Here is a 17733-nt window from a genome sequence, read left to right on the forward strand (position 1 = left end):
AATCACCCGACATATTGGGCCACATGCGGCGAGCTAACACCATAGATCAATGCCGTACTTTTAGCAGTACAGAGAAGCTAAGAATTTCACGAAAACACACCGCTAATGCGGCTTTTTTTGAGGGTGGCAACACATTCTCCCAACTCACAGAGCACTACTTAGGCAAGTTTTGTAGGGAAATACACGGGCCACTCCGAGGCATGAACAGTGTTAGTAGTGGCCACTCCACGCCAAAGGCTCACTCGCCCAGCGCTCCTCCTCGTTGAGAATGGTCAAGCCATGCTCGTGCCGCAGTTCGTTAATCGGTTTGTCTAACCAGGGCTCTGGAAATTGATAGGGCCATTTTTTTGACATTGATCGGGATCGCTTAATTACGCGCCATTTGAGCTTGCGCGTCCTCCACAATAGTCGGGGAAAGAAGGCCCAACCCAACTCTTTCACAAACGCTCGATACAACGCTTTAATCTCGGGGAGCTTCCCATATTTTCGAATGTAGGACAGGCGCCACTGGCACCCCCAAAGCAGCCAGCTATCAAGGCCAGCTTCTTGCTCGAGGCTAGTATCCATACCAAAAATAACATGGGTCGCATCGTGCTCTAGCAGGAGTCTCGATGTGCTGCTATCCATCATGACTTTACGGTCAAGGGCCATCAGGTAATTGTGAAATTCCTCAATACCCTCTCTCAAGGTCATCGTACAATGTTGTTGCTGATATTTTAAAAGCACGTCACCCTCCAAAAGTTTTTCTGGCAGTCGCACACCTCACCCTACGCCAAATCTAGACCTCGAGTCACTGCTGCAATAGCTCCTCGAGCAATGTTTCTCGCCGAACCGCCACAAACTCCTTGATGGAAGCGCGGCTCGGAGAACAAAACGTCATTGAATCACCGTCGATTTCTTCAGGATTATAGATTTGGGAGCACTCTGAATCACCGAGTACAGTTTCAGCGTCTGCCGCGTCGGTTGATCTAATCGCAGCGTCAAGGCGTTCACGGCGCTCCTCTAAGGTGGGTGCGAGAAGCGTCCAGTCAAAGTGCTGATCCAAAATGCGCTCAATTTCTTGGTATAGCTGCTGGCGAGAATTATCGTTGGGGCTGCTGTCCGAACCAAAAATAATTTCCCATAAAATAGGTGGGTAATTGGGGTAAAAAAACCGCCCCGCCCAGTGGGGGGAGACACCATTATCAAACGCCGTCGTTGACGCCAGGTCGGTAAATGCCTCAACGTTTAAGATCTGATTGCAGATTGGAAGAAAAGCATTCACCGCACAGTTTGGGCCGGTAACGTCAATGAGGGTGTAATCAAAATCCGTGGGGATATAAATCCAGCGGCCCGATGGTGAGTTGTAATACAAATAATAATTGTTGGCGACCCGAACGTAATGATCAACCGCCCCTAAAACGATCTCCGTCGCCTGAGCCTTGATAAATCCGGCCACATCAAACCGCTCAGACAAGGCCTCTGCAGTCGGCCTGCCCTGCACAAAACTTGCGAAATCTTGCAAAGCCGCCCGCGCCTCATCAAGAGATTTTTTCTTGGTCTTTAAGTCGTAAGTCGGTTTGTAGGGCACAAACTGGGAGACGTTGCCCGCACTGCCATCGCCATTGATATTGGAATTTACAAAGTCTGGATTTAAGTAATTGTCCTCCCCCAACCACTCCAGCGCTGAATCGGGGTCAGATTTTTCGACACCCACAATGCAGAAATTTTCATTGAAAAAAACCGTCGATGCCTCATAGGGATCGCAGTCGCGATTAGCCGCATCGGGTTCTGCTAAATTGCCAGGCGCTCCTGTCTTGAACAAATACCCATTTTTGTCGAAGTAAAGCTTCAAAAAGGGCTTATCGATTTGCTCCATCATGGTAAACACGCCCATATTGAACGTTTGGGGCAAGGCCGCGTTATACAGTGTTTGATCTTCTGTACCGGTTATCACGAGATTTACTTGAGCATGTGTGGCTCGGGCCGCTGGCACACCGGCTGCGTTCAACAATTCATGGGCGAGCACTTCACGCTGGTAGGTCGGGTCGTCTCGATTAAAACGAAATCGAAGCTTTTCAACATCCATAAACTCTCGACCGTCAGCCTCGGGGTATTCAACGAGGTCTTGACCGACAATATCGTAGCAGGGCTCACCTGAAACAGCGGCTGGATTGCCATTGGCGTCGATACACGCGTAAACACTTTCGTCCTCATCAAACTCTTCATCAAATTTTACCGAGAAGGCAAAGCGCCTAGGTCGATTGGGCTCACTCTCTTGGTCCACAGGATATTGCCGGCTGGTGTTGCCCTGCATTTTGAAGCCGACCTTTTCGACTTGAGTCTCAGTACCGTCAGCATTTAAATAGCTGAAATCTGCTTGGCGATACACCTCACTGTGAGAAAAAGAGGTCAACGGCGACGCACTACCGCTGGCATCGTTGATCGAGTAATTCGCGCGAATAGTATCTAGCTCAAAAGCTCGCCACTCTTCCAAAGTCATAGTCAGACGCACTTGGTGTAGCCGGTCAGCGGAGAAAAGCTCAGTGCTGGCGTTGCTCGAGCATGAAATTCCAATGTCGGTGACGTCTTGCCCTTCAGTGACGCCCGAACCACCCTCAATATCGCAGTCTAGGCGAGGCGGCTCACTGACAATGACAACGTCGTAAGGGGCGTCCGCTCGAGTAAAATCGGCAAAGACAAAGGAGCCGTCTTGATCAACTTCCAGCTGAATATCCCCCAGCCCCAGTACTAGTGGCTCGCCAGAGTCGAGGCCCGTCACCGTTCCGCCAACGGAAAAGAAAGCGCTGGGGTCAGGACTAACCGTAGGATCGCCACCGCCAGCGCCGCCCAGCAAACTGACGATCGACAACAGCTCAGCAAAAAATTGACTAAGACTGGACATAAAATAAACTTCCTTAAGGGCCCCGACAGCTTAAACATTCAGACAAAACTTTATCAATCCCACCACTCACTGGCCAGACTGACAGGTCACACATTTGCGCTTGTTTCGCTATTTGGGGAAAACCAATGCCGGTCTATTCGATGCCCAGCTTTATTTTTGTGCGGGGATTTAGTCGCCATATTTTGTCGCCAAATAGCAGCGTTAAAAAGGCTTTTGAAACCGTTATTTTGGAAGGCCCGTGGGAAATCGATACCTTTATAAGTTTCACCTTGGCGCCAGCAATGGAAGCATTTTGTGGAGCGCCTGCAAAGTGCAGTGGGTAGGGAAGTGCCAATTCGTTAGGGCAATCATCAACTGCGGCTTTCGGGCCAGCAACAGCACTTAAATGCCGATTTCTAGCAAGCCCCCATTAATGAAGGAGGCAGGCCTAAGTCATCCGGTTTTTTTACGCCGACCACGGCGCGAGCTTGTCGCTGAATCAGCAGCCTTGGGGTCGGGTAAATTCTTCCAAGCGACGCCCAAAGCTAGGTCCATGGCTGCGGCATCAAAGAGCCCTTTTGGGGTGCCATTGAGTGCCTCAACCATAGCGGCGACGTGTTCGGGTGTGGTGCCACAACAACCACCTATAACCGTAGCGCCAGCATCACGCGCAAAAACGGCGTACTGGGCCATAAGCTCGGGGCTGCCGTGGTAATGAATCGCGCCATCAACGTACTCCGGGATACCACAGTTCCCCTTAGCCGCCACAGGTATCGCAGAGTTAGTTGCTAACAGCTCGCGGGCAGAATGCATTAACTCAGCAGGGCCCACGCCACAGTTAGCCCCCATCACGCTCAAGCCTAATTCCTCCGCGCAGCGTACAAAGTCCGTCGGAGTAATACCCATCATGGAACGCTTCGCGGTATCAAAGGTCATGGTGGCGCAAACGGGTAGTCCGGTTTTCTTACCGGCCTCCGCGGCCGCTGCGACCTCTTCATTGGCAGACATAGTCTCGATCCACAGAACGTCAGCACCGCCCTCCGCCAAGGCTTCTGCTTGCTCGGTAAAACACGTTACAGCAGCTTCATAAGTCAAAGCTCCCATCGGTTCAAACAGTTCGCCCGTGGGACCAATAGACCCCGCCACTAGCGCCTTTCGGCCGGTTTTTTGGGCGTGCGCTTCCACCGCTTGGCGTGCCAAGTTTGCCGCGGCGATGTTGAGTTCACGCACACGGTTTTCGGCTTGGTGCAGCTTTAGGCGCAGGGCATTGCCCCCAAAACTATTGGTAAGAATCAGGTCAGACCCAGCAGATAGAAATTCTCCGTGTAGCCAGAGTACATCTTCGGGTTTCTCGAGGCACCACAGCTCAGGCGGATAACCCGCCTCTAAGCCTCGGCCAAAAAAATTGGATCCGGTAGCACCGTCAGCGACGCACCAGCCTTTATCGGCGATCAGGGCTGAAATTGGGTTTTCCATGAAGGCGACCTTTTGCGGGCTAAAAAAGAAGGCCGGAAGGATACCTAAATTTTTGCGCTGTGGATCGGCACATTACACGCCAATTGGTCAAAAGCTACTGACCGAGTGGCACGCCCTAACCAGCGCTCGCTCGCACCTGCAGCATTTGCTGCATTTGCTGCATCATGCGATCAATCGTAAAACTCGCCGTTGGCTGGCGAGGTGGGAACTGCTGGAAAGTTTGCAGCCACTTGCCTACTTCCTGCTGCGTGGGCACAAACAGCCACAGCTGATCTGCAAAAAATCGTGCGTAGGCGCTGGAATCGATTGAGGTCTCATAAGGGTCAGTGCGCAAGTTCACAATGCGCGGAAAATTGAGCGATTCTCGAGGCCCACCCCAACCCTCCATCTGAAAGGCGAAATGGATTTTCCAGTCATTCCAGCGCATCGCATTTAGATTCGCGTTGTCATCGAAGTAAAAAACCGTGCTGCGGGCACTCGCTCCCTCACCCGCGAGCAGCGCACGCTGATCATAGCCGTCTAGGTGCACTTTGAAAGTTTTATCACCCACTTGAAGACCTTGCTTCAGCTTTGCGCCAATGTCAGATTCTCCAGCTGCCGCTAGGAAGGTTGGCAACCAATCCTGATGAGACACGATGTCATTGATGAGAGTGCCCGGTGCTACAACACCAGGCCACCGAATTAAGGCTGGCACCCGAAACCCACCCTCCCAAGTAGAACCCTTCTCACCCCGGAAGGGCTCTGCACCGCCGTCAGGGTAGGTATTGGTTTGTGAGCCATTATCGGTGGAGTAAACAACAATAGTGTTGTCGGCAATGTTCAAAGATTCCAATCGGTCCAATACGCGCCCTACATGATGATCGTGCTCCTTCATGCCGTCGGCGTACAAACCATAACCCGAGCTCCCCTCCCACTTAGGGGCTAATCGGGTCCACACGTGCATGCGCGTGGTATTGAGCCACACAAAAAATGGCTTGCCGCTGGCATGGGCCTTTTCAATAAAATCCAGTGCCGCATTGGTAAACTCCTCATCGGCAGTTTCCATGCGCTTACGTGTCAGCGGCCCGGTGTCCTCTACCTTGCCATCACTATAGGAATGAATGACGCCGCGAGGTGCAAATCGCTTATGAAACTCCGGGTCTTTGGGATAAAAGTACGTCTCGGGCTCTTCTTCAGCGTTCAAATGGTAGAGGTTGCCAAAAAACTCATCAAACCCGTGGTTGCTAGGTAGAAATTCGTCTTTGTCACCCAAATGATTCTTACCAAACTGACCGGTGGCGTAACCCAGTGGCTTAAGCAACTCGGCAATCGTAGGGTCCTCCGGCTGAAGACCAATGTCTGCACCCGGTAAGCCCACTTTGAGCAGCCCCGTGCGCAATGGATGCTGACCGGTGATGAAGGCAGAGCGGCCTGCGGTGCAGCTCTGCTCTCCGTAGTAATCGGTGAACATGGCACCCTCTTGGGCTATGCGGTCGATGTTGGGAGTTCGGCTGCCCAACATCCCACGGTGATAGGCGCTAATATTTGACCAACCGATATCATCGCCCCAAATAACAAGAATATTGGGCTTATCACTGTCGGCGCTTGCGGCATTACCCGAAATAGCCAACAGTAATAGGACCAATACTGGCTTCAACATTCTGGTCATCGCGCTTCCCTCCGTGTCTTTAACGCTTACCGCGCCACGCTGCACCTATGCTTATCTCACTGGGCTTGTAGGGCCATAAACGTCAACACAGCAGCCCGCAAGGTGATTTATTCTTGAGGCAGATCATCCCCTCGCAGCGCTCGATAGTGCAACACCCAATCGGCGTGATCATCTGGTCCGTTAGGACCTATCTTACCCCTTGCAGATTTGAGCAGCGCTTGGGGGTCGTATTCGAAACCCGCTTTAAACACTCGATTGACATGGCGCGTATCCTTGATGTTTTGCAACGGGTTTCCCCTCACTACCACCAAATCGGCTTGCTTCCCGACCTCTATAGAGCCTAGGCGGTCGTCAACACCGAGGGCCCGGGCGCCGTTTAAGGTGGCGGCCTGTAAAACCACTGCGTTAGGAAGGCCGGCATGATGCATGGCCCATAGCTCACGGTGATAAGCGAATCCGGGGAGCAGCAGGGTGTAAACCGGCTCATCGGTGCCCACGACCAGAAGATCTCGGCCACCCGCCTCATAAAGCAACCTCAGCTCCCGTTCACGTTGGGCAAATTCTTTGGCGTCAGACTCGGGAGGTGGATCACCACGCTCGCTGAGAAGTTCTTGAGAATAGACGGTGAAATACTGGGCCTCATCGGCCCACAGCAAATCGTCAGGATAAGCACGTCGTTGGTTAATACCGCCATACATTTGCAGATTGGCGTCGTAATAGACCTTGTGCTCAAGCATAAGCTCAATGATCTCAGGCAATTCGGCACTCCGCTCACCGCCACTGCCCAAAGTGAGTTGATGCTCGACACGATCAAGCCCCATCAAAATTGCCGCTCGTAAATCAACGTCATACTCGACATTGTAATTGGCCAAATGCGACGCCACAGTCATCCGGTTTTGATGCGCTTGATCAATCAGGATCCGCATTTCCTCTGGGGTGGCTTGCTTTATTTTTATGCTAACAACACCGGCTTGCTGCCAGACATCCACTTCTTGGCGGATCTCCGCCTCGGTAATATCGTTGGGCCAACCAATACATTCGTCTGCCGCCACTTTGACACTGTACTCGCAGCGAAACGCACCAAAATACGGGCCTGAGGCAAATAAGCGGGGACCAATAGCCTCACCCGCATCAATGCGATCACGCTGAGCAATCACTCGCTCCGGGTAATACTCACCCGCCGACCAGGTTGCGGTAACGCCATTTGCAAGAAACAGCACGCCGTTGTGAACCACCTCCTCAACCCGCCCCTCATCGACTAGATCAAGGTTGTAATGGGCGTGTAGATCAAACATTCCGGGCAGAATTGTCTCGGCACTGTCCAGCACGATCACACGTGTCGTCGCGGGAGAAAAATCCTCGGGATTCACACCAAGCGCGGCGATTTTTCCGGCACGAATAAGAATACCGGGGTTAGCGTGACGTTCATCACTGAACCCGTCAAATAGCCACCCGCCTTGAATAACGGTATCTGGAATAGCAGATACCGGGGGTTCAGACCATTGCGCAAAAGCTGGTTGTGCAAACAGCAAAAAAACTATCAGCCGCAGCCAAAAACCTGTCACCAAAAAAATAAGCGCTAGGATGGGCATAGGATAGACCTCCGTGTTGCCGTATTGCCGTGTTGAGGAGACCGTTACAGTAACACTGGAACTCAGACTCGTGCTCCTAGCCCATAGGCTAACCGTGTGCCGTCCGGCCCCGCACGCCATAAAGCGCTGCGTAAAGAACGGGAATGACCCCCAACGTGAGAACAGTCGACACTAACAACCCCCCCATGATGGCTAGCGCCATCGGCTCCCACATTTCACCGCCCCCCAGGTACAGCGGCAATAACCCCAATACCGTGGTCGCGGTGGTGAGAATAATGGGGCGGGCTCGTTGACCCGCGGCATTGAGAATGGCGTCAAGATGTGACTCTCCTGCCGCTAGCTCGAGGCCGATGCGCTCCAGCAAAACAATCGCATTGTTGATCACGATACCCGCGAGAGAGACCACGCCCAATAACGTCATGAAGCCAAAAAATGACTGTCCCAGCAGCAGGCTTGCCACCACACCAATCAGTCCCAAAGGTATGGTCGTTAAGATAATCACCGACTTCCTGAGTGAATTAAACTGCCCTACTAGCAGTAACAGTATGATGAACGCAGCAATCGGCAGCTTGGCGCCAATAGCCTCATTAGCATCGCCTGAGCTCTCACTTTCTCCGCCGAGTTCAATGCCTACGCTAGGCCCCCAAATCTCACGCTGAGCCTCTAGCCAAGGCCCGATTAACAGCATACGGTCGGCTGCCGTGACCCCGGGCTCCAACTGAGCACCAACCGCAACAGTACGAACCCCGTCGCGCCGGTAGACTTTGGCAATGTCCCAAACCAGTTTTACGTCAGCCACCTGTCGCAGCGGCACCGCCTGGCCGCTAGACTGGTTATACACCGAGAGTGAGCTGACTTTATTGATGTCATGTAGCGTCGAGGCTTTTGAGCGCAAAACAACAGGAATAACATCTTCACCCTCACGGTATTCTGTGAGTTGAATCCCCGTTAACCCCGCCTGCATGGAAAGGGCAATATCCTGATTGGTAATGCCCACTCGAACAGCGCGAGCCTGATTGATGCGCACCTCAATTTTCTTCTGCCGCTGTCCCCAGTCATCACTTATATTGCGCAGCCCACCAACATCTTGGTACTGCTTTTTGACGGCATCTACAGCGTTAAATAGCGCGGTTGAATCTGTCCCGGACAGACGAATTTCTACCGGGTTGTCGACTGCCGGCCCGTTCTCAATCAAACGCGTCTTGAGCTCAAGATCGGGATACCGATCTTCGGTAAATTCCTCGAGCTCTCGGCGAATACTCGCAATCGCACCGGGAGAGGAGGTATTCACCACCATCAGCGCAAAGCTGGGCGTAGGCGGTACCGGGTTGTGTGACCGCACGAAACGCGGACCGCCACTACCTACATAGGTCACCCAATCCCGCACAGCTGAATCGCTGTTAGGGTCTGCCTTTAATCGCGCGAGGTATTGCTCTACCTCTGCCACGATTTTCTGGGTTTTGTCGATTGATGTGCCGGTAGGCGACTCAAACTCAACGGTAAAATAACTGCGGTCAGAGGGCGGAAAAAACAGCTTAGGTACAAATTCAAAGCCACGCAGTGCTACGACAAAAACGACGGCCGTCAACAATAACGTTGCCGTGCGGTAGCGCAGCAGCCCGTTTAGCCCCCGACGATAAAGCCCTTCCATCTTTGAGGGTGCGGCCCCCGCATCTGCCTTAACCCGAAGAAATAAGACACACAGCAAAGGAATTATCGTGAGAGATACCACCCAAGAGCTCAGCAGAGTGATGGTCACAACCTTAAATAAAGACGCTGTAAATTCACCGACACTCGACTCGGCTAAATAAATGGGCAGGAATGCCGCCGCAGTGGTTAGCGATGCGGTCAGCAATGGCGTTCTTAGCTCCGCCGAGGAACTCAAAGCAGCCTCGAAAGACGACTGCCCCTTCTCCATACGCACCATGATGTTCTCTGACATGACGATGCCATTATCGACCAGCATCCCCAGAGCGATGATCAGCGCCGCGAGGGAAATTTGATCGAGCCCGATATTGAGTGAGGACATCACAATAATCGACAAAAGCATGGTGATCGGGATGAGACTCGATACGACGAGTCCTGTCCGTAACCCGAGAGTGGCCAACATCACGAGGGAGACCACGCCAATAGCTTGCATCAAATTGGCGACGAAGCCCTTAACTTTGTCCTCCACTTCTTGGGGTGAAAAGTTAACGAGCTTGAATTCAATGCCAATAGGATAGGTGTCGTAAAAATCTGCAATCGCGTTTTTAACAGCCCGTCCAAGCTCAATGTTGTTACCCCCCTCACGCATGGCAATTGCAATCGCGATGCCAGGCGCGCCATTAATGCTGACCAATTCTTCAGGGGGGTCAACATAGCCTCTGCTCAGCGTTGCTACGTCTCTCAGCTGAAAGAGCTGGTTCGTTTCGGGAAGGCGCAGTAAGGTTTCGCCAATCTCCTCGATCGACTCAAAATTGCCGCTGGGCTCTAGGGAGATACGTTCATCACCCAGCTTAAAGGAGCCCCCTGAAACAACAATATTGCGCTCCTCCAAGATCTGCGTCAGCAAGCCCGGAGACAGCCCTAGGTCTGCAAGACGAGCATTGTTGTATTCAACAAAAACACGCTCTTCCTGAACCCCTAGAATTTCTACTTTTGCAGTATCTCGCAGCTGTAGGAAGACAGCTTTAGCTTCGTCGGAGATGGTATCCAGTTCACTGAAGGTAAAACCCTCCCCGGTTAAACCCACAACGATGCCGTAGACATCGCCAAAATCATCATTCACTTGAGGGGTAGAAACACCAGCGGGAAGCTCATCAGCGACGCTATCGATTTTTCGCCGCAAATTGTCCCAGATCGGCCGCATTGCGCTGTAACTCTCACGGATATTCACGCTAACAATGGAGACACCGCTGCGGGATTCGCTTTGCACAAAGTCGAGCTCGGGTAACTCTTTTACAACTTCCTCTATTGGAGAAGACACCAGAGCTTCAACCCTTTCGGCAGCAGCCCCGGGGAAATAAGTGACAACTTGTGCGGTTCGGATAATAAAGCCGGGGTCGTAAGCGCGAGGCATGTTCATAAATGCCTGTAAACCAGCCAGAATAATGACCGCCAAAACAACCCAGGTGACACGATTGTTCTCAACGGCGAGACGCGTGAGTGTCACGGCTGAGTCACCGCGTTAATTCTCACGAGCAACCCGTTCTGCAATTTACTCATGCCCGCGGTGATCAGCCGATCTCCGGGCTCCACCCCCGATAAGACCTCTAGGCCTGACCCGGTTAACTGACCAACTTGCAGACGCCGCTGCTCGACGATCGCCGTGCCATCACCATTAGATGCAGCGACGAAAGCAAAGGGCCCTGTCTGATCAGCCAACACAGCATGAGCCGGCACAAACAGCATGCCTGAAGACGCCCCAACAGCGGCGTTTTCTAACCTTACTGTCGCGGACATTCCCGGCAAAATATTAAAATCTCCGGTATTGGGAAACTCGAAGGTCACCTCAAAAGTGTTGGTGCCATCAGAGGCTCGGGTCGCCACCTCATTGAGCACCAAAGGAAAGCGTCGATCGGGAATTGCATCGAAAAAAGCACTGACCATAATGTCTTGATCGCGTCGTGCTCCGATCATAACGCTCTCCGGCACATCAACCTTTACCGAGAGCGTCGAGACATCCTGCAAGGTGTAAACCAGCTGCTGGGCAATGATCTCCTCAAAGTTCTCAACATAGCGTACGGCAATAAACCCCGCGAAAGGGGCGCGCAGCCGTGTCGCATCGAGATCCCGCTCTGCTGACTCCAAGCTGGATTTTGCGGTACTGGAGGTTGCTTCAAGACGTTGGTAATCAGACCTGGAAATCCCGCCACTTTTGATCAGAGTTTCTCCTCGCTGAAAATCGGCAAACGCCTGCTCATATTCAGCTTTCCGCGCCCGCAACCGAATCTTCTGGTCCTTGTCATCAAGCCTGGCAACTAGCTGGTTGGCACTAACTTCATCGCCCTCAAGGGCCGAGAGTTCCGCCAACTCACCTGACACCCGAAAAGCCAGATTAGCGACCTTGGAGGCTTCCACCTTCCCGGGAAACTCCTGCCAAGCACCTGCGTGGGATCCGTCTAGCACTATCGTACGCACTAACCGAGGTTTTGAAGGCTCAGGCGCGGGGTTATTGGGCTGGCCGCAAGCGACCAAAGTCAGCGACAGCAGTAGGTTCCCCAATACAAATCGCAGCGATACACTTTCCATAGTCTTATCACTCTCAACAGATGGGTTGCAGTGTACCGAACTACCGGGAGTTTTTTCGAAGGGCAGCTTAAGCGCGCCAATTGTTGCTGCCGACTTCCAATTTGGCGCCCGGGACCCTAACAACAAGTCGTGCCAAAAGGCAGGTTTAATAGCAACGGAAGAATCAGGGCTTGTTAAATACCGGCGGGCGCTTTTCTATAAAAGCAGAAACCGCTTCTTTATGGTCGGGTGATGCGGCGCACCGAACCAGCCTGTCGGCTTCCAGGGCTAGACACTCTCGCAATCCAGCTTCAGATGCGCGATTAATATTCTCCTTCATATAACCCAAGGCTACTGCGGGGCCGTGGGCAATGTGTTTCGCCAACTCTGCAACGGTCGAATTCAGAGCCTCATCGGCGACGACGGTATTGAAAATTCCTAGATCCAAAGCCTCATCTGACTGGACCCGACGTCCCGTGAAATAAAGCTCTTTCGTTTTCCCCGGACCCACCAAGGTATTGAGCAGCCAGCTGCCACCATAATCTCCCGAGAACCCCACATTACGATAAGCGGTGGTTACAAACGCCGATTTACAGGCAACTCTAAGATCACAGGCCAATGCCAGACAAAAACCTGCTCCCGCAGCGACACCGGGCAGCGCAGCAATTGTTGGTTTAGCATGATTGTGAAGCCGCAGAGTTAGCGTCTCCTGTCGGTGGACAAGCTGGCGCACCTGCGCCTCCTGACTCAAAGGCTTGGTTTGATCCGCTGGCCCATTATCGGCCATACCCGAAATATCACCTCCGGCACAAAACGCCGATCCAGCACCGGTAATAACAATACAACCGACATCGTCCCTGAGCTCTAGGTCCAGCAATATCTGGCGTAGTGCCGGGGTTAATCGATCCGAGAGCGCGTTGCGCTTCTCAGGGCGATTCAGGGTCACCGTCGCAACGCGATCATTGAGGCTCGCGAGTAATTCATCGGTACCGGTATCCAGCATCTCCAAAGATTTTTACTCCTGCCTACTCATACGTCGAAAGCTGCAACTCCAGCCCATCGAGCTTACCTTTACCCCGCCATTTAGCCATTAATTCGAAAAACTCCATAGGACCTCCGCCGTAAAACGTATTTTGTGGCTGGAACTGCACGTGGCCCTCATTATTGTAGTACCCGGGGGTGCAGGATTTTTGGAAGTCTTCGGTTAATCGCGCTTTTTGAATAACGGTTTTTACCCAATCAGATTCTGCCTTCGCGCTAGCCTCGACCCGGGTTGCGCCCCGTTGACGGAGTTGATCGATAATATAGGCTGCATGAATACTGTTCTCGTCTAACGCATAGGTGAAAGCTGCGGTAAACCCCGACTGAATGGGTCCAAAGAAGAAGCTGTTGGGAAACCCCCGAGCGTGTAAGCCATGAAATGTTGCCATACCATCTTGCCACTTCTCGGTCACCGTCAGCCCGTTCACGCCTTCAATTGAATAGCCAGCGCGTCGAGAGTAATCGGTACCCACCTCAAAGCCTGTCGCAAAAATAATGCAATCGACTTCGTACTCCTCACCGTCAAACAGCACACCCTTCTCGGTAAATGCCTCAACGCCTCGCCCATGAGTATCAATAAGCGTGACATTGTCACGATTGAAAGATTGAAGGTATTCATCGTGAAAGCAAGGCCGCTTACAAAACTGACGGTAGTAAGGTTTTAGAGATTCTGCAGTCGACTTATCGCTAACAAGGGCGTCTGCTCGAGCGCGGACTTTCTCCATTTTTTCAAAGTCCGCCATCTCCATTTTCTGGGGCAGGCCCATGTGTTGAACGGCTTTGTCGGTCAAATACTGTTTTAGTCCTCGCTCTCGCCGTTTGCTGGAAAAGGCGCCCTGAATCGCCCACCAAGCCAGCCTAGCCTTACTGGGCATGCTGTCACCTAGCCCCCCGAATAAATTTCGGAACGCCTCTGTCCAGCCATCACCGACCAAATCCTCCTTTACCGGCAGGCCAGACATAATTGATTCAAAATTGGTTTGTCTGCGTTTTTGCCACCCTGCTCTTTGCGCTGAAATCCAATCGGGATCGGTGGGTTGATTGTTACGAACATCAATGGATGATGGCGTGCGTTGAAACACGTAAAGCGCCTTTGCCGAGGCCGCCAAATGTGGCACACACTGTACTGCGGTCGCCCCCGTCCCAATAATGGCCACCCGCTTATCTTCAAGGTTGGTCAGCTCACCAAAGGAAGTGCCGCCCGTGTAGGCATAATCCCAGCGACTGGTATGAAAGGTGTGCCCCTTGAACTGGTCAATGCCTTTGATACCCGGCAGCTTAGGTCGGTTTAACGGACCGTTTGAATGAATAATAAAACGGGCCTGAAGCTGGTCCCCTCGATCGGTTTTTACCTGCCAGCGGCGACTCGATTCCTGCCAAGACACACTTTTTACCTGTGTTTGCAGCAGAGCTTGTTCACGCAAACGGTAACGCTGTGCCAACACTTCACAGTACTCAAGGGTCTCGTCGGCGTTGGTGTATTTTTGCCTGGGAACAAACCCCGTTTCCTCGAGCAAAGGAAGGTAAACATAAGCCTCGATATCGCAGGAGGCACCCGGATAACGGTTCCAGTACCACGTACCCCCGAAACCACCGCCCTTTTCGATCAGCATGAAGTCGGTAATACCAGCTTCTCGCAATCGAGCAGCGGCCAGCATACCGCCGAAACCGCCGCCAATAATTACGACCTCAACTTTCTGAACCAGAGCTTCCCGGGTGAATCCGGGGGTGGCATGGGGATCATCGACATAATGAGAAAAATCGCCGGTAACCTCGACATACTGATCGTTGCCATCCGCTCGAATGCGCTTGTCTCGCTCAGCGCGGTATTTTTCTCTGAGGGCATCGGGATCAAAATTGTGCCGAACACCCTGCGGCACGACCGTGCTAGACATTGATTTGCCTCTTTTTTTATCTATAACAGCAAAGCGTCATCGTCCTAGCCCAATACGACGAAGCAAAGGAATGCCGTGACGAAATTGAATAATACCAACTGCCAAAACATGGAGTCCGGCCAAAGCAACCAACGAATTAGCAAGCCATTCATGGATATTTTGCAGCCAATCCTCGCCCCAAAAGGCATCGAGATCCTGCATCCACCCGGTGACCGCTAGGAGCACAACAAGCGTCAAGATTAAAACAATCATCCAGCTTCCAGCGGCACTGTGGTCGTCATGATCGGGGTAGTCTCCTGCCAGATTTCGCAAATCTTGCAGGACTAGCCTAGGCGCCAAATTCAAACGAGCAAAGCTGGCATCACCGCTAGTTGTGAAACCCGCAAGCACACGCAACAGCACCAGAGCACCTAATGCCCAACCGAGCCACTCGTGGAGATCGCCACCTGATTCAAGAAACCCATAGTTGAGCACAATGCCCAAAGCCAGCAACCAATGGAAACAGCGTATCAAGAGGTGGCGCTTCAAAGAGGTTAGTCCACCTCTTTCTTCACAATCGCACCCGTTGCCATGTCAAAGTAAACCTCAACACGCTGCTCTTCACCCGATGCCAATGACTCCCAGCCGTAGATTTCATAGCAGTTGTCGTCAACTTTGAATTTTTTGATGGCAAAACCGTACTCGTTAACAATTTTCTTCTGCAGATCTAGCACACTCATCCGGTCTGACTCTGAATACTCAGCACAATCTGCACCTGCAAGCGCAGCTTGAGACATCACCATTAACAACCCCAACAACACCTTACGCATTACTTTACCCCTCGTTATCGACCTATTGACGTCTGCGTCCCCATACCGATTGATGGTCCACCCAAACAGCCCAAAAGACTGCACCAAATTCACCTGTTGCTGCAAGACCACTTTTTATACGCTTTTAATTAGAGATTGCCGTTTGTTAACAAATTAATGAATCTTTAGAAAATACTTTCTAATGATAAAAGCGGGTTACCGCTAGGATAAAGGTTCAGACCCGAGTCCCCCATAGAGTCTTGTTAACGAGTCAAGAGCCGGGCAAGGCGCAGGCAGAAAGTGGTGGCCCATCTCCAAACGGGGTCAGGTTAACAATGACACGCCATCAAAGGCCGGGAGATCACCGGGTTCGAATCTGAATACCTAACGTGACGCCGCCATCAAAGCCCCAGTGATACTAGACACCCAGTAGATTTATTCTGGAGCTTCGGTACTGGTCTGTAGATCTCCACGCAGCACTTTGCCCATTGGGTTCCTAGGCAAGACCGTTAAGTAGCAAACCTGCTCAGGTAACTTGAACTTAGCCAATCCCTCAGTCATGAGAAATGCACAGAGCTCCTCGAGTGAAGGCGGCTGACTAGCGTCATGAGGCACCACACAAGCGCGGACGCGCTCACCTAGGGCCTCATCAGCATAAGCGCACACAGCGGCCTCGAGCACCTGGGGATGACGATCAATAAGTGCGTCGAGCTCTGCAGGGGAAATTTTCATACCACCGCGATTAATAATGTCCTTACAACGCCCGACGATTCGATAATAGTGCGTGGGCGCAGCGCTGATTTCCACCAAGTCACCGCTGCGAAAAAAACCGTCATCGGTGAAAAGACCAGCGGCTTCTGCACCAAAGTAGCCATCAAACATAGTCGCACCCGCGAAACACAGCTCTCCCACCGCACCAGGCTCATCGATCTCGGCCCCGGTATCGGGATCGATAACCTTACTCTGAACGGCATGATGACAGCGACCGGGCCAATCCAACCCCGGAACACCAAATCGGGGGAAGTATTCAGCGCGCATTTCACAACTGGGCACCGTTTCAGGGGTCGCAAAGAAGGCTAACCCCTCATTGGAACCATAGAAATTTATGACCGGCTTTTGATAATCATTTTCAAAGGTGGCAATCATGTCTGATGACAGCGGTGCCGACCCCGAGCCCACTGCGCGCAAAGCACTAAAATCAAATTTGTGCCAAAGCTCGGGTTGTGCAGCAAGCTGGTTTAATAAGATTGGTGGCGCAATGGTGAAGGTAATTTTCTCATCCTGCATTTGACTGAGGTATATCGCCGGATCAAGGGGGTGGTGGAGAATAAGGGCGCAGCCCAAATCCGCTGCGGCAAACAAGAACCCACCAATGGCCGCCATATTGACTAGTGGGAAGGGGTTTAACAGCCGATCACCTCTTTGGTAGCCCCCAGCCTCAGCCGTTGCGCGCGCGGTGGCCAGCCACATATTGGCTGAACGAGGTACGCCTTTAGGCGTGCCAGTGGTACCCGACGTCCAGCAAACCGTTAGCACTCGATTAGCCGTGTCATTCAGGCTCCGGGTGTAAGTTGCCAGTATCCGAGCTGCCTCTTCAGTGACCGACTCAGCTAAGCAATCAAGGTCCTTACCAATAGCCAACACCGGCAAGTTAGGCAGCACCTTTTTTGCGGTCTGAATGAGCGGCTGGCCTTTAAACGCCGAGCAACCAATAAACGTTGTGGTTTGTAGAGTGCGGCTGAGCTGTGTGATCTCATGGGCGCCGTACTCGACCGGTAACGGTGAAATAATCGCCCCCAGCTTGCTCACTGCATTAAAACAGACCACGAGCTCAACGATATTGGGCAGCTGGACCATGATACGGCTTCCGGGGCCAACACCAACCTCCAGCAACTGGAGGGCCAATGCCGAACTCGCGATATCAAGATCAGAGAAGCTCAAGCGTACTGGGGGCGTGCCCACCAGCCCCATTTTGTCCGGCTGATCAGCCACCGCCAGGGCATCGGGTTCTTGAGCCACTCGCTGGGCTAATAAGCCATGCAAGGTATCTTGGCCCCAAAATCCACGATCCGTAAGCGCCCTAATACGTGTATCAGTGCTCGTTTGCATACGCCGCCCCCAAAGCTGATTCAGCTCAACGCGTTGCTTAACTATCTTTATTATCGATTCCTAGACTACAGGGTGTGTCTATTTTTTACACGAGAAACTGTACACAGCC

12 protein-coding genes are annotated in these 17733 nt (G+C 52.3%); all 12 read right to left on the reverse strand.

The genetic code is table 11. The features are described from left to right. Positions 1 to 210: 210 nt before the first annotated feature. Positions 211 to 726, reverse strand: a complete 516-nt coding sequence (locus tag ACMAZB_RS14180) for a hypothetical protein (protein WP_435218093.1) — start codon at positions 724 to 726, stop codon at positions 211 to 213. A gap of 64 nt (positions 727 to 790) precedes the next feature. Then, positions 791 to 2884 (reverse strand): CotH kinase family protein, encoded by a 2094-nt coding sequence (locus ACMAZB_RS14185; RefSeq protein WP_435218095.1) that lies wholly within the window; start codon positions 2882 to 2884, stop codon positions 791 to 793. Positions 2885 to 3316: 432 nt separating this feature from the next. Beyond that, complete coding sequence (gene bmt / locus ACMAZB_RS14190) at positions 3317 to 4339, reverse strand: betaine--homocysteine S-methyltransferase (protein ID WP_435212883.1); 1023 nt, start codon at positions 4337 to 4339, stop codon at positions 3317 to 3319. Between the two features lie 115 nt (positions 4340 to 4454). After that, positions 4455 to 5987 carry an arylsulfatase gene (locus ACMAZB_RS14195; protein ID WP_435218097.1) on the reverse strand — a complete coding sequence of 511 codons (1533 nt, stop codon included), beginning with the start codon at positions 5985 to 5987 and terminating at the stop codon, positions 4455 to 4457. Between the two features lie 107 nt (positions 5988 to 6094). Beyond that, complete coding sequence (locus tag ACMAZB_RS14200) at positions 6095 to 7579, reverse strand: amidohydrolase family protein (protein WP_435218099.1); 1485 nt, start codon at positions 7577 to 7579, stop codon at positions 6095 to 6097. Positions 7580 to 7667: 88 nt separating this feature from the next. Then, positions 7668 to 10733 carry an efflux RND transporter permease subunit gene (locus ACMAZB_RS14205; protein WP_435218101.1) on the reverse strand — a complete coding sequence of 1022 codons (3066 nt, stop codon included), beginning with the start codon at positions 10731 to 10733 and terminating at the stop codon, positions 7668 to 7670. Beyond that, entirely contained in the window at positions 10730 to 11812 is a 1083-nt protein-coding gene (locus ACMAZB_RS14210; RefSeq protein ID WP_435218103.1) for an efflux RND transporter periplasmic adaptor subunit, read from the reverse strand. The genes ACMAZB_RS14205 and ACMAZB_RS14210 overlap by 4 nt, the downstream gene beginning before the upstream one ends. Before the next feature lie 163 nt (positions 11813 to 11975). Beyond that, entirely contained in the window at positions 11976 to 12794 is an 819-nt protein-coding gene (locus tag ACMAZB_RS14215; protein ID WP_435216049.1) for an enoyl-CoA hydratase, read from the reverse strand. 22 nt (positions 12795 to 12816) lie between these two features. Beyond that, the gene (locus ACMAZB_RS14220) at positions 12817 to 14727 is read right to left on the reverse strand and encodes a flavin-containing monooxygenase (protein ID WP_435218105.1); all 1911 of its coding nucleotides are present in this window, start codon (positions 14725 to 14727) and stop codon (positions 12817 to 12819) included. Positions 14728 to 14763: 36 nt separating this feature from the next. Next, on the reverse strand, positions 14764 to 15255 hold the full coding sequence (locus tag ACMAZB_RS14225; RefSeq protein ID WP_435218107.1) for a cytochrome b/b6 domain-containing protein: 492 nt from the start codon (positions 15253 to 15255) through the stop codon (positions 14764 to 14766). A gap of 5 nt (positions 15256 to 15260) precedes the next feature. Next, positions 15261 to 15536, reverse strand: coding sequence for a PepSY domain-containing protein (locus ACMAZB_RS14230; RefSeq protein ID WP_435212895.1), 276 nt, complete (start codon positions 15534 to 15536; stop codon positions 15261 to 15263). 414 nt (positions 15537 to 15950) lie between these two features. Continuing rightward, positions 15951 to 17624 carry a class I adenylate-forming enzyme family protein gene (locus tag ACMAZB_RS14235; RefSeq protein WP_435218109.1) on the reverse strand — a complete coding sequence of 558 codons (1674 nt, stop codon included), beginning with the start codon at positions 17622 to 17624 and terminating at the stop codon, positions 15951 to 15953. Between the last annotated feature and the right edge of the window lie 109 nt (positions 17625 to 17733).

The organism is Luminiphilus sp. nBUS_07, assembly GCF_051201685.1.
Classification (GTDB): Bacteria; Pseudomonadota; Gammaproteobacteria; order Pseudomonadales; family Halieaceae; genus Luminiphilus.

Bases quoted from the DNA above. Each gene is read 5' to 3' on its own strand.
- ACMAZB_RS14210 (WP_435218103.1), bottom strand. From the start codon at position 11,812: ATGGAAAGTGTATCGCTGCGATTTGTATTGGGGAACCTACTGCTGTCG.
- ACMAZB_RS14230 (WP_435212895.1), bottom strand. From the start codon at position 15,536: ATGCGTAAGGTGTTGTTGGGGTTGTTAATGGTGATGTCTCAAGCTGCG.
- ACMAZB_RS14195 (WP_435218097.1), bottom strand. From the start codon at position 5,987: ATGACCAGAATGTTGAAGCCAGTATTGGTCCTATTACTGTTGGCTATT.
- ACMAZB_RS14185 (WP_435218095.1), bottom strand. From the start codon at position 2,884: ATGTCCAGTCTTAGTCAATTTTTTGCTGAGCTGTTGTCGATCGTCAGT.
- bmt (WP_435212883.1), bottom strand. From the start codon at position 4,339: ATGGAAAACCCAATTTCAGCCCTGATCGCCGATAAAGGCTGGTGCGTC.
- ACMAZB_RS14235 (WP_435218109.1), bottom strand. From the start codon at position 17,624: ATGCAAACGAGCACTGATACACGTATTAGGGCGCTTACGGATCGTGGA.
- ACMAZB_RS14200 (WP_435218099.1), bottom strand. From the start codon at position 7,579: ATGCCCATCCTAGCGCTTATTTTTTTGGTGACAGGTTTTTGGCTGCGG.
- ACMAZB_RS14215 (WP_435216049.1), bottom strand. From the start codon at position 12,794: ATGCTGGATACCGGTACCGATGAATTACTCGCGAGCCTCAATGATCGC.
- ACMAZB_RS14220 (WP_435218105.1), bottom strand. From the start codon at position 14,727: ATGTCTAGCACGGTCGTGCCGCAGGGTGTTCGGCACAATTTTGATCCC.